Below are 11,098 nucleotides of genomic sequence, written 5' to 3'. Positions count from 1 at the left end.
GACCGGCACGGCGGATCATTTAGATTGCGATCTAACTCTAAAATTGGTATAGATGTCAAATGAAATCTAATTGGAGGTCGCTATGAGAGTCAGTCGTGCCCAGGCCGAGGCCAACCGCGAAACGGTGATCAATGTCGCAAGCCGGCTCTTCCGGGAGCATGGTTTCGACGGCATCGGGCTGAAAGATCTGATGAAAGGTGCCGGCCTCACCCAAGGCGGATTCTACAAACAGTTCCGATCGAAAGACGATCTTGCGGCGCTGGCATCCGGGCGAGCGATGGAGAGTGCAATTCGCCGGTGGTCGAGGGTTGCCGCCGGAAGCGCCGATCCCTTCGGCGCGGTTGTCGGCATGTATCTCTCGACCGGGCACCAGGAAGAGAGAGGCGATGGTTGCCCCCTGGCCGCGCTCGGCTCCGACGCGGCGCGTCAGAGCGAGGAGGTACGCCTTCCATTCCAGAATGGCATCGAAGCTCACCTTCAGGTTCTCGACGAATTAATCCCGGCATCGGACGGCACAAAACCGTACGAGAAAGCCATGGTCGTGCTGTCCCTGATGGTCGGCGCCGTCACCATCTCTCGCATCATGACCGATCGGGAGATGTCGGAGCGACTGCTGGAAACCGCGGCCGATGCGGTCAAGCGCGTCGCGGGCGACACGGACGAAGATTGAGATTTCGGTTGCGGATGAGGACTTGGAGCGGGTGAAGGGAATCGAACCCTCGTATTCAGCTTGGGAAGCTGCTGCTCTACCATTGAGCTACACCCGCGATGCGCTGAGATTTCCAACAGATGGGGGCCGCTGTCAAGTCGGCTGAGCGCGGCCCGTCAGATGCGGAAGTGTTTCGAGAGTTTCAGGCCCTGGGCCTGGTAGTTGGATCCGAGGCCGGAGCCGTAGAGGCTGGCGGGCTTTTCCTGCATGTGTTCATAGACCAGGCGGCCGACGATCTGGCCGTCTTCGAGGATGAAGGGCACTTCATGGCTGCGCACTTCGAGCACGGCGCGGCTGCCGCGCCCGCCGGCCGGCGCATGGCCGAAGCCCGGATCGAAAAAGCCGGCATAGTGGACGCGGAACTCGCCGACCAGCGGATCGAAGGGGGTCATTTCGGCGGCATAATCCGGCGGCACATGCACAGCCTCACGCGAAACGAGGATATAGAACTCGTCGGGATCGAGGATCAACTCGTTGCGGCCGCGGCTATAGAGCGGCTCCCAGAAATCGAAAATATCGTGCTGGTCCTTCTCGTCGACATCGACGACGGCGGTGTGGTGTTTGCCGCGATAGCCGATCAGGCCGTCCTTATCACCGGTGAGATCGATCGACAGCGCGATGCCGCCGCCCGACACGTTCGGCTGCTTGCTGGCAACCAGCGTCTCGCTTTCATGCAGCTTCAGAAGTTCCGGCTCGCCGAGCACGGATTGGCCGACGCGGAAGCGTATCTGCGACAGGCGCGAGCCGCGGCGCACGACGATCGGGAAGGTCCGCGGGCTGATTTCGAGATAGAGCGGGCCGGAATAACCTGCCGGGATCTTGTCGAATTCCTGGGCGTAGTCGGTGATGACGCGGGTGAAGATATCGAGCCTGCCGGTCGAACTCTTCGGATTGGCCGAGGCCGACATGTCGGACGGCAGCGCCAAGCTCTCCATCAGCGGCACGATATAGACACAGCCGGTTTCGAGCACCGCGCCTTGGGACAGATCGATCACGTGCAGGCTCAGCCGATCGAGCTTGTCCGAGACCAGATGCGACGGCCCCGGCATGAAGGAAGCGCGCACACGAAAAGCCTTGCTTCCTAAGCGCAGGTCGAGACTTGCCGGCTGGATCTGATCGCGGTCGAGCTCCCGCTCGGAGTTCAGACGCCCCGTTTCGAACAGCGCCGCAATCGCGCGGTCCGCCAGAATTCCAGTTTCGCGAGCCATCATGCCCCATCCATCATTTTGCCGCCGACAAAACCAAATACGGGGAATTGACGCAAGCAGCTAACAGCAGTATTGCAGAATTATCCCGTGGTGATTTGGCCGGTCGGCTTGCAGCCACGTTAAACAAGTGGCTAAAAAGACCGGGTTGAAACCGGTCTGCTTTTGCGGCCGGTTTTTTTGTTATGTGAAGGTGATGGCATGAGCAAGACCTGGCGCCCGGCAACCCAACTCGTCCATGGCGGCACGCTGCGTTCGCAATATGGCGAAACGTCGGAGGCAATCTATCTCACCCAGGGTTTCGTCTATGACACGTCGGAAGCGGCCGAAGCCCGCTTCAAGGGCGAAACGGACGGCTTCATCTACGCCCGCTACGGCAGCCCCACCAATGACATGTTCGAAAAGCGCATGTGTGCATTGGAAGGCGCCGAAGATGCCCGTGCCACCGCCTCCGGCATGGCGGCCGTCGCCGCCGCCGTTCTCTGCCAGGTGAAGGCAGGCGACCATATCGTCGCCGCCCGCGCCCTGTTCGGCTCCTGCCGCTGGGTCGTGGAAACGCTGGCGCCGAAATACGGCGTCGAGTGCACGCTGGTCGACGGCCGGGATCTCGCCAACTGGGAAAAGGCGATCCGCCCGAATACCAAGGTGTTCTTCCTGGAAAGCCCGACCAACCCGACGCTCGAAGTGGTCGATATATCAGGCGTCGCCAAGCTCGCCAACCAGGTCGGCGCCAAGCTGATCGTCGACAATGTTTTTGCGACGCCGCTCTTCCAGAAGCCCTTGGAGCTCGGCGCTCATATCGTCGTCTATTCCGCCACCAAGCATATTGACGGCCAGGGCCGCTGCCTCGGCGGCGTGGTGCTCGCCGACAAGGCATGGATCGACGAGAACCTGCACGACTATTTCCGTCATACCGGCCCGGCCATGTCGCCGTTCAATGCCTGGACGCTTCTGAAGGGCATCGAGACACTGCCGCTGCGCGTGCGCCAGCAGACCGAGAATGCGGCGAAGATCGCCGATTTCCTGGCGGAGCAAGGCAAGGTCGCCAAGGTGATCTATCCCGGCCGCAAGGATCACCCGCAGGCCGAAATCATCGCCAAGCAGATGACCGGCGGCTCGACGCTCGTCTGCTTCGAGCTGAAGGGCGGCAAGGAGGCGGCCTTCGCGCTGCAGAACGCGCTTGAGATCATCAAGATTTCCAACAACCTCGGCGACAGCAAGAGCCTGATCACCCATCCGGCAACGACCACGCACAAGAACCTGACGGAAGAGGCGCGGGCCGAACTCGGCATTTCTCCGGGCACGGTGCGGCTTTCGGCCGGCATAGAGGACACGGACGACCTGATCGAGGATTTCGCGCGGGCGCTTACCAAGATCTCGGCCTGATCGACTGGAATAGCGGCCGGACTTCGTCCGGAGCCGGCCGCCGATCCGCGGGAACAAGTCCACCCGCGCCGGCGTTGCGAAGTAAAATTAACGCTGACAGTTAGGCTTAACGACCGAAAACCCTTCGATCATCACCATTTGACCGCTGATCAACGTTCCGTTTCTTGACGGACAGGGCCTCTTTATAAGATACGGGTAACATATCTTGACTATGGTGCAAGGCATGTATCGCGCCCTCACAAGAGATATCGAAGTCGTGGTCGAACCGTTCTATCTGGAGGAGCAATCCGATCCGGAGGACGATCGCTATGTCTGGGGTTACCGGATTGTCATCAGCAACAATTCCGGCGTCGCCGTTCGCCTCGTCAACCGCTACTGGAACATCACCGATCAGAACGGACAGGTGGACGAGGTGACCGGCCCCGGCGTCGTCGGCGAACAGCCGCGGCTCAGCCCCGGCGACACCTACGAATATTCCTCCGGCTGCCCGCTCGACACGCCCTCAGGCCTGATGTTCGGCCACTATCAGATGGAAACGGATGAAGGCGAGCTGTTCGACGTCGACATCCCCGCCTTCTCGCTGGATTCGCCGGGGCTGTTGCGCGTGCTGAATTGAGGGGCAAGTTCCCACTCAGGAGATTGCCGAGATCTGAAAAAGTCCCCTCGCCACAAGGGGGAGGGGCTAACGCAATGCGCCAACTGCAGCAGACATCTGCTTCTCTGCGGAGACGGTGAAATGGAAAACAGTGGGGGCGGCATCCAAGCCCCTCCCCCTTGTGGGGAGGGGTTGGGAGGGGTTTTTGGCGCCGCCGAGAATTATTCCGCCGGCTGAAGCTCGGTCGCTTCGAAGCGGTAGGTGGTCGAGCAGAATTCGCAGGTGACGGATATCTCGCCGTTTTCCTGGCTGGCCTCGATCTCCTCGGCGGTGAAACCCTTCAGCACGTTGCCGATCTTTTCCCGCGAACAGCTGCAGCGGTCGAAGACGGCGCGGGGCTCGAAGACGCGCACGCCGCGCTCGTGGAACAGGCGGAACAACAGCCGTTCGGTGCCGACCTGCGGATCGGTCAGCTCGTCGGCGTCGATGGTCTCGACCAGCGAGCGGGCTTCGGTCCAGGCATCGTCCTCACCATGCGGGCGGTCGCCGGTGTCGCCGTCGCCGCCGTGGAGATCGGGCTGGCGCATGCGCTCCGGCGCCTCCGGCAGGAACTGGGCGACGAGGCCGCCTGCCCGCCAGCGGTGGCGCGGCTTGCCGGCGTCGTCACGGTCGAAGAGTTCGGCCGCAGCCAGGCGCACACGCGTCGGAATCTGCTCCGACTGGCGGAAATAGACGCCGGCGATCTCCTCGAGCGAGGTGCCGTCGAGCGCAACAATGCCTTGATAGGGCTGAGCGAACTTGCCCTGATCGATGGTGAAGGCGAGCACGCCCTTGCCGAGCAGTTGCTCCGGCTCGGTCTCGCCCGATGCAATGGCCTGGTCGAGCAGCGCCCGATCGAAACGGGCATAGGCGCGCACGTTCTCAGGCGTCGAGAAATCGGCGACGAGCAGATCGACCGGGCCGTCGCCCTTGGTCTGCACGGTGAACTTGCCGTCGAACTTCAGCGAGGTGCCGAGCAGCACCGTCAGCACCACGACCTCGGCAAGCAGCCGGGCGACGGGCGCGGGATAATGATGACGCTCGAGGATGGCATCGAGCATGGGGCCGAGCTGGACGGCGCGGCCGCGCACATCCAGACCCTCCACCTGAAAGGGGACGACATGATCATCGCCGGCGAAATCGAACTGGCCGAGGGCGGCTGCAGCTTCTGCCATGGCTTTCACTCCTAGTTTTCAAGCAAAGGGTCAGCGTGCCCTTCGCTCGCGCGGTCGCGCGCTTTTCACGCGCGACATCCGATTATGGTTCAGATCGCGCCCAGGCACCAAGCAAGAATCGACTTCTGCGCGTGAAGGCGGTTTTCCGCCTCATCGAAGACCACGGATTGCGGACCGTCGATCACCTCGTCCGTCACTTCCTCACCGCGATGAGCAGGCAGGCAATGCATGAACAATGCATCGCTGCCGGCCTTGGCCATCAAGGCCGCATTGACCTGATAAGGCTGGAAGACGTTATGACCCCGGGCCCGATGTTCCTGATTCATGGAGACCCAGGTATCGGTCACCACGCAATCGACGCCTTCGACCGCACGGTCGGCATCATGGCAGAGCATGATTTCGGCGCCCTCATTGCGGGCCCAGTTCAGATAGTGATCCTTAGGCTCCGAACCAAGGGGTACGGCCATGTTCATGCGGTAGCCGAAACGCGCGGCGCCTTCGACCAGCGAATGCAACACATTGTTGCCGTCGCCGGTCCAGGCGATGGTCTTGCCTTTGATCGGGCCGCGATGCTCCTCGAAGGTCATGATATCGGCCATGATCTGGCAGGGATGGGTATCGTCCGTCAGGGCGTTGATCACAGGCACGGTCGCATGTTCGGCAAGCTCCAGCAGGCGCGAATGCTCGGTGGTGCGGATCATGATCGCGTCGACGTAACGCGACAGAACCTTGGCGGTGTCGCCGATCGTCTCGGCGCGGCCGAGCTGCATTTCGGTACCCGACAGGAACAGGGTTTCGCCGCCGAGCTGGCGCATGCCGACGTCGAAAGAGACGCGGGTACGCGTCGACGGCTTCTCGAAGATCATCGCCAGCATCTTGCCGGCGAGCGGCTTGTCGCCCTGGCCGGCCTTGAAGGCCTGCTTGCGGGCGAGCGCGTCGTTCATGATGGTTCTGAGGTCGGCCGATGTGACGGCCGAAAGATCGAGGAAATGTTTAGGAGCCATGTTCTTACCTGTCGTGCGCCCGAAAGCGCCAATCCCTTCAAGCCGTCTTCTTGATCTTGGCGGCGCGGATGCTCTCGGCGGCGCGTTCGAGGCGGGCGAGACCCTCGCGGGCTTCCTCGGCGGTGACGACGAGCGGCGGGAGAAGGCGGATAACATTGTCGCCGGCCGGCACGCCGAGCAGATGCGCGGCGCGGATCGCCTGCAGCAACTCGGCCGAGGTGACGGCCGCCTTGACGCCGAGCAGCAGGCCCTCGCCCCTGATATCCTCGATCACATCGGGATAACGGTCCTTCAACGAGGCCAGCCCCTGACGGAAGACAAGCGCCACGTCGCGCACATGCTGGAGGAAGCCGTCGGCGAGGATGACATCGAGCACGGCGCCGCCGACGGCCATGGCCAGCGGATTGCCGCCATAGGTCGAACCATGGGTGCCGGCCTTCATGCCGGAGGCGGCCTCAGCGGTCGCAAGGCAGGCGCCGAGCGGGAAACCGCCGCCGATGCCCTTGGCGACGGCCATGATGTCGGGTGTGATGCCGGACCATTCATGGGCGAAGAGCTTGCCGGTGCGGCCGACGCCGGTCTGCACCTCGTCGAGGATCAGCAGCAGGCCTTTGTCGTCGCAGATCTGGCGCAGCGCCTTCATGAACTCGGTCGTGGCGGGACGCACGCCGCCCTCGCCCTGCACCGGCTCGATGAGGATTGCCGCCGTCGCATCGGTGATCGCGGCGCGTACCGCTTCGATGTCGCCGAACGGCACCTGATCGAAGCCCGGCGTCTTGGGGCCGAAGCCTTCGAGATATTTTTCCTGGCCGCCGGCGGCGATCGTCGCAAGCGTGCGCCCATGGAAGGCGCCTTCGAAGGTGACGATGTGGAAGCGCTCGGGATGGCCCTTGGAAAACTGATAGCGGCGCGCCGTCTTGATGGCGCATTCGAGCGCCTCGGCGCCCGAATTGGTGAAGAACACCTTATCGGCGAAGGTGGCGTCCGTCAGGCGCTTGGCCAGACGCTCCTGGCCGGGGATCTCATAGATGTTGGAGAGGTGCCAGACCTTATCCGCCTGCTCCTTCAGCGCCGCGACCACATGCGGGTTGCCGTGGCCGACGGAGGTGACGGCGACACCGGCGCCGAAATCGAGATAACGCTCGCCGCTCTCGGTGATCAGCCATACGCCCTCGCCTCGCTCGAACCGCAGCGGGGCGCGAGAATAGGTGTCATAAAGCGGCGCGGCTTCAGCCATGGCGCGGGTCTCCCGTTCAGTGTTGTCCTGCACGGACTCCGGCTAACGAAACCAGGTCCGAAAAATCAAAAATGCCGCCTTTCGGCGGCGAGCGGTACTATTTCCTTTTCGCGCTGCAATGTCAACAAAACTGCGGCCTTAGCGTATGCAGCAAGCTTGTACAGGGGCACTTTCGGCCTTCAACAGGCATTATTGCAGAAATGACACGCAGAGGAAGCAAGTTGGGGAAAACTTGAAATTCGATTCATCCGGATTCCCGCGACTCTTGTCACGGAGTCAGCCTCACACTAGGTTAAAGTTCAATTACTAGACTGCATGCGGCGGAACTAGTCACCAAAATTGATCAAGCGTTTCTTGTTTCGGAGGCTTCCGGGACAACGGTGAGGGATTCTGCCATCACCAACGCAAACGGTGGAGACAGGGCATGAACTGGACAGACGAGCGGGTCGAGAAACTCAAGAAGCTTTGGGCCGAGGGACTGAGCGCCAGCCAGATTGCTGCGCAGCTTGGCGGCGTGAGCCGAAACGCCGTTATCGGCAAGGTGCACCGGCTGAACCTGCCGGGTCGTGCCAAGGCCGGCGGCACGGCGACGGCGGCGCGCACGCCGAAGCGCCAGACATCGGCGCCGCGCGCGCCGAACTACGCCTCCCGGATCACCACCCGCACCGTTACCCGCCAGCAGGGCGCAACGATGCTGAAGGAAGAGATCGAGATCGAAACGGTCGAGGAAATGGAATACGTGCCGAAGGGCAACGTGGTCGTGCCGATTTCCCGCCGCCTCGGCCTGACGGAACTGACCGAACGCACCTGCAAATGGCCGGTCGGCGATCCGCTGAAGGACGATTTCCACTTCTGCGGCTGCGAATCCCCTGACAATTCGCCCTATTGCAGCTATCATCAGAAGCTTGCCTATCAGCCGATCAACGAACGCCGCCGGGCGGCAGCGCGCGTCAGCTGAGCGGGCGACATCGTCGAGAGTGAGAAACGGGCCGAGCAGCCCGTTTTTTGTGATTAGAGTGGGGAAGCGACCTTTGTGTTTGGCAGCAAAGCCGACCACGCATTCCGTCATCCCAGGGCTTGACCCTGGGATCCACGACCAGGCACTCGGCTTCGATAATTTCCCTGCATTTGAATGCCATCGCTCCTCCCGCAGCGCCAGCCGCATGGATCCCAGGGTCAAGCCCTGGGATGACGGAGAGGAGAGGTGGTGCCTGGATGACAGAGGTGAGGTGGTGCCCGCTCATACGCCGCGCCGGTGCAATGAAGGGCCTGGGAAAGGCTGCACCGGCGGGAACGCCGACCACACACTCCCTCAGCCTCAGGCCTCCATCGAATAGCCGGCGCCGCGGACGGTGCGGATGACGTCCTGCATGTTGGAGAAATTCAGCGCCTTGCGCAGGCGGCCGACATGGACGTCGACGGTGCGTTCATCGACATAGATGTCGTGGCCCCAGACGCCGTCGAGCAGCTGCGAGCGCGAGAAGACGCGGCCCGGCGACGACATCAGGAATTCCAACAGGCGGAATTCGGTCGGGCCGAGGCGGACTTCGCGGCTCTTGCGATGAACGCGATGGGTTTCGCGGTCGAGTTCGATATCGCCGCATTTCAACACCGAGGACAGCACCTCGGGACGGGCCCGACGCAGCATCGCCTTGACGCGGGCGACGAGTTCGGGGGTCGAGAAGGGCTTGACGACATAATCGTCGGCGCCGGTGGACAGTCCGCGCACCCGCTCGCTCTCCTCGCCGCGCGCCGTCAGCATGATGATCGGCAGCCGCTCGGTTTCCGGCCGCATGCGCAGGCGCCGGCAGAGTTCGATGCCGGAGACGCCGGGCAACATCCAGTCGAGGATGAGGAGATCGGGCGTGCGCTCCTGAAGCCTGATTTCGGCCTCGTCGCCGCGCAGGATGGTATCGACTTCAAAGCCTTCCGCTTCGAGATTATAGCGAAGGAGCACGCTGAGCGCTTCCTCGTCTTCAACAACTGCGACTCTCGGGATCATGCGTGTCCGTCTCCTCGCGCACAAGCCTTAAACCGGGACGATTTAACCAGGCGTCCTGCGCAAATTCAGAAATTGGCTGCGACCTCTTTGCGCGCCCCGAACGGGCGCGCACGCAAGTGACTGGTCCGGGCGGCGGGCTCGGGCGGCTCGTTCGGAACGATTATTCCGTCGCGGCGCCGACGGTGTTGGCGCTGTCATCCTTCGGACGATCGCCTTCCGGCTGGGCGCCCGTCGCCATGTAGTAGATCGTCTCGGCGATGTTGGTGGCATGGTCGCCGATGCGCTCGATGTTCTTGGCGCAGAAGAGCAGATGCGTGCAGCTCGTGATGTTGCGCGGATCTTCCATCATGTAGGTCAAGAGCTCGCGGAACAGCGAGGTGTACATCGCATCGATCTCGTTGTCGCGCTCGCGGATGGCGGTCGCCTTGTCGGCGGCGCGCGTCGTATAGACGTCGAGCACTTCCTTGAGCTGGACGAGCGCCAGCTCGGACAGGTGCTCGAGACCGCGGGCGAGCTTGCGCGGAACGCCGGTGCTCTGCACGGCGATGACGCGCTTGGCGGTGTTCTTGCCGAGGTCGCCGACGCGTTCGAGGTCGGCGGCGATGCGGATCGAACCCATGATTTCGCGCAGGTCGGCGGCCATCGGCTGGCGGCGGGCGATGGTGACGATCGCCTTGTCGCCGATCTCGCGCTCGGTGTGATCGAGGATCACATCGTCGGAGATGACCTTCTGCGCCAGCGCCGTATCGCCGTTGACCAGCGCCCGGACGGATTCGGCGACCATCTGCTCGGCCAGGCCGCCCATTTCGGAAATCCGCCTGGAGAGGAACTTCAGATCATCATCATAGGCAGAATAAATATGTGTCGATGCCATGGGGCTTTGTCCTCGAATAACGGGAAGGCTTCGGATTGCCGCAATCAGCCGAAGCGACCCATGATGTAGTCCTGGGTGCGCGGATCGTCCGGGTTGGTGAACATCTTGTCGGTGTCGTTCTCCTCGACGAGGTTGCCGAGGTGGAACATGGCGGTGCGCTGCGAGACACGCGCGGCCTGCTGCATGGAGTGGGTGACGATGACGATCGTGTAGTTCTCGCGCAGCTCGTGGATCAGTTCCTCGACCTTGGCGGTGGCGATCGGGTCGAGCGCCGAGCAGGGTTCGTCCATCAGGATGACCTCAGGGCTGACGGCAACGGCGCGGGCGATGCACAGGCGCTGCTGCTGACCGCCGGAGAGGCCGGTGCCGGACTCGTGCACGCGGTCCTTGACCTCGTTCCAGAGGCCGGCGCGCTGCAGGCTGGTCTCGACGATCTGGTCGAGATCGGCCTTCGACTTGGCGAGGCCATGGATGCGCGGTCCGTAGGAGACGTTTTCGTAGATCGACTTCGGGAACGGGTTCGGCTTCTGGAAAACCATGCCGACGCGAGCGCGAAGTTCGACGACGTCGATATCCGGATCATAGATGTCGTCGCTGTCGAGCGTGATCTTGCCGGTGACGCGGCACCCCTCGATCGTGTCGTTCATGCGGTTGAGGCTTCGCAGGAAAGTCGACTTGCCGCAGCCCGAGGGGCCGATCAGGGCGGTTACGGTGTTTTCGCGGATGTTCAGGTTCACGTCGAAAAGCGCACGCTTCTCGCCGTAGTATACGGAGACATCCTGTCCGATCATTTTATACGGGACGTTGCTCATCTTCTGATCCAGCGCCTTTTCAACTGCAGCTTCCGTCAGCATGTTCATGATATCTACTCC

11 protein-coding genes, 1 tRNA gene and 1 riboswitch are annotated in these 11,098 nt (G+C 62.4%); of the genes, 4 read left to right on the top strand and 8 right to left on the bottom strand.

Annotated elements, in window-relative coordinates:
• The first annotated feature begins 82 nt into the window (after nt 1-82).
• On the top strand, nt 83-670 hold the full coding sequence (locus tag AMK00_RS02785) for a TetR/AcrR family transcriptional regulator (RefSeq protein ID WP_064809526.1): 588 nt from the start codon (nt 83-85) through the stop codon (nt 668-670).
• A gap of 23 nt (nt 671-693) precedes the next feature.
• Here AMK00_RS02785 and AMK00_RS02780 read toward each other — a convergent pair.
• Together AMK00_RS02780 and AMK00_RS02775 are read right to left on the bottom strand one after the other, a co-directional pair.
• A tRNA-Gly gene (locus AMK00_RS02780) sits at nt 694-767 on the bottom strand.
• 58 nt (nt 768-825) lie between these two features.
• Nucleotides 826-1,920, bottom strand: a complete 1,095-nt coding sequence (locus tag AMK00_RS02775) for a 2'-deoxycytidine 5'-triphosphate deaminase (protein ID WP_064800561.1) — start codon at nt 1,918-1,920, stop codon at nt 826-828.
• A 74-nt stretch (nt 1,921-1,994) separates the two neighbouring features.
• A riboswitch (SAM riboswitch) is annotated at nt 1,995-2,073 on the top strand.
• 42 nt (nt 2,074-2,115) lie between these two features.
• Between AMK00_RS02775 and AMK00_RS02770 the strand changes: the two genes are divergently transcribed.
• Nucleotides 2,116-3,300, top strand: a complete 1,185-nt coding sequence (locus tag AMK00_RS02770; RefSeq protein ID WP_064800560.1) for an O-succinylhomoserine sulfhydrylase — start codon at nt 2,116-2,118, stop codon at nt 3,298-3,300.
• 223 nt (nt 3,301-3,523) lie between these two features.
• On the top strand, nt 3,524-3,916 hold the full coding sequence (gene apaG / locus AMK00_RS02765; protein WP_011423893.1) for a Co2+/Mg2+ efflux protein ApaG: 393 nt from the start codon (nt 3,524-3,526) through the stop codon (nt 3,914-3,916).
• Nucleotides 3,917-4,116: 200 nt separating this feature from the next.
• Here the strand turns inward: apaG and AMK00_RS02760 are convergent, their stop codons facing one another.
• From AMK00_RS02760 to AMK00_RS02750, 3 genes are all read right to left on the bottom strand, one after another.
• Nucleotides 4,117-5,109 carry an Hsp33 family molecular chaperone gene (locus AMK00_RS02760; RefSeq protein WP_064800559.1) on the bottom strand — a complete coding sequence of 331 codons (993 nt, stop codon included), beginning with the start codon at nt 5,107-5,109 and terminating at the stop codon, nt 4,117-4,119.
• Nucleotides 5,110-5,198: 89 nt separating this feature from the next.
• Complete coding sequence (argF, locus tag AMK00_RS02755; protein WP_004677055.1) at nt 5,199-6,113, bottom strand: ornithine carbamoyltransferase; 915 nt, start codon at nt 6,111-6,113, stop codon at nt 5,199-5,201.
• Nucleotides 6,114-6,150: 37 nt separating this feature from the next.
• Nucleotides 6,151-7,350: an aspartate aminotransferase family protein gene (locus AMK00_RS02750; RefSeq protein ID WP_064800558.1), complete on the bottom strand. Its 1,200-nt coding sequence runs from the start codon at nt 7,348-7,350 to the stop codon at nt 6,151-6,153.
• 424 nt (nt 7,351-7,774) lie between these two features.
• On the opposite strand from AMK00_RS02750, the gene AMK00_RS02745 reads away from it, so the two are divergent.
• Nucleotides 7,775-8,308 carry a GcrA family cell cycle regulator gene (locus AMK00_RS02745; RefSeq protein WP_064800557.1) on the top strand — a complete coding sequence of 178 codons (534 nt, stop codon included), beginning with the start codon at nt 7,775-7,777 and terminating at the stop codon, nt 8,306-8,308.
• Nucleotides 8,309-8,668: 360 nt separating this feature from the next.
• Here the strand turns inward: AMK00_RS02745 and phoB are convergent, their stop codons facing one another.
• From phoB to pstB, 3 genes are all read right to left on the bottom strand, one after another.
• On the bottom strand, nt 8,669-9,352 hold the full coding sequence (phoB, locus tag AMK00_RS02740; RefSeq protein WP_004672768.1) for a phosphate regulon transcriptional regulator PhoB: 684 nt from the start codon (nt 9,350-9,352) through the stop codon (nt 8,669-8,671).
• Nucleotides 9,353-9,512: 160 nt separating this feature from the next.
• Nucleotides 9,513-10,226, bottom strand: a complete 714-nt coding sequence (phoU, locus tag AMK00_RS02735; RefSeq protein WP_004672769.1) for a phosphate signaling complex protein PhoU — start codon at nt 10,224-10,226, stop codon at nt 9,513-9,515.
• A 44-nt stretch (nt 10,227-10,270) separates the two neighbouring features.
• Nucleotides 10,271-11,086 carry a phosphate ABC transporter ATP-binding protein PstB gene (gene pstB, locus AMK00_RS02730; RefSeq protein ID WP_064800556.1) on the bottom strand — a complete coding sequence of 272 codons (816 nt, stop codon included), beginning with the start codon at nt 11,084-11,086 and terminating at the stop codon, nt 10,271-10,273.
• Nucleotides 11,087-11,098 lie beyond the last annotated feature (12 nt).

The organism is Rhizobium sp. N621, assembly GCF_001664325.1.
Lineage (GTDB): Bacteria > Pseudomonadota > Alphaproteobacteria > Rhizobiales > Rhizobiaceae > Rhizobium > Rhizobium esperanzae.
This window is presented reverse-complemented; position numbering and strand designations above follow the sequence as displayed.

What these genes read in the sequence shown, in the direction of transcription:
- AMK00_RS02785 (WP_064809526.1), top strand. Translation starts at nt 83, where the DNA reads ATGAGAGTCAGTCGTGCCCAGGCCGAGGCCAACCGCGAAACGGTGATC.
- AMK00_RS02775 (WP_064800561.1), bottom strand. Translation starts at nt 1,920, where the DNA reads ATGATGGCTCGCGAAACTGGAATTCTGGCGGACCGCGCGATTGCGGCG.
- AMK00_RS02770 (WP_064800560.1), top strand. Translation starts at nt 2,116, where the DNA reads ATGAGCAAGACCTGGCGCCCGGCAACCCAACTCGTCCATGGCGGCACG.
- apaG (WP_011423893.1), top strand. Translation starts at nt 3,524, where the DNA reads ATGTATCGCGCCCTCACAAGAGATATCGAAGTCGTGGTCGAACCGTTC.
- AMK00_RS02760 (WP_064800559.1), bottom strand. Translation starts at nt 5,109, where the DNA reads ATGGCAGAAGCTGCAGCCGCCCTCGGCCAGTTCGATTTCGCCGGCGAT.
- argF (WP_004677055.1), bottom strand. Translation starts at nt 6,113, where the DNA reads ATGGCTCCTAAACATTTCCTCGATCTTTCGGCCGTCACATCGGCCGAC.
- AMK00_RS02750 (WP_064800558.1), bottom strand. Translation starts at nt 7,350, where the DNA reads ATGGCTGAAGCCGCGCCGCTTTATGACACCTATTCTCGCGCCCCGCTG.
- AMK00_RS02745 (WP_064800557.1), top strand. Translation starts at nt 7,775, where the DNA reads ATGAACTGGACAGACGAGCGGGTCGAGAAACTCAAGAAGCTTTGGGCC.
- phoB (WP_004672768.1), bottom strand. Translation starts at nt 9,352, where the DNA reads ATGATCCCGAGAGTCGCAGTTGTTGAAGACGAGGAAGCGCTCAGCGTG.
- phoU (WP_004672769.1), bottom strand. Translation starts at nt 10,226, where the DNA reads ATGGCATCGACACATATTTATTCTGCCTATGATGATGATCTGAAGTTC.
- pstB (WP_064800556.1), bottom strand. Translation starts at nt 11,086, where the DNA reads ATGAACATGCTGACGGAAGCTGCAGTTGAAAAGGCGCTGGATCAGAAG.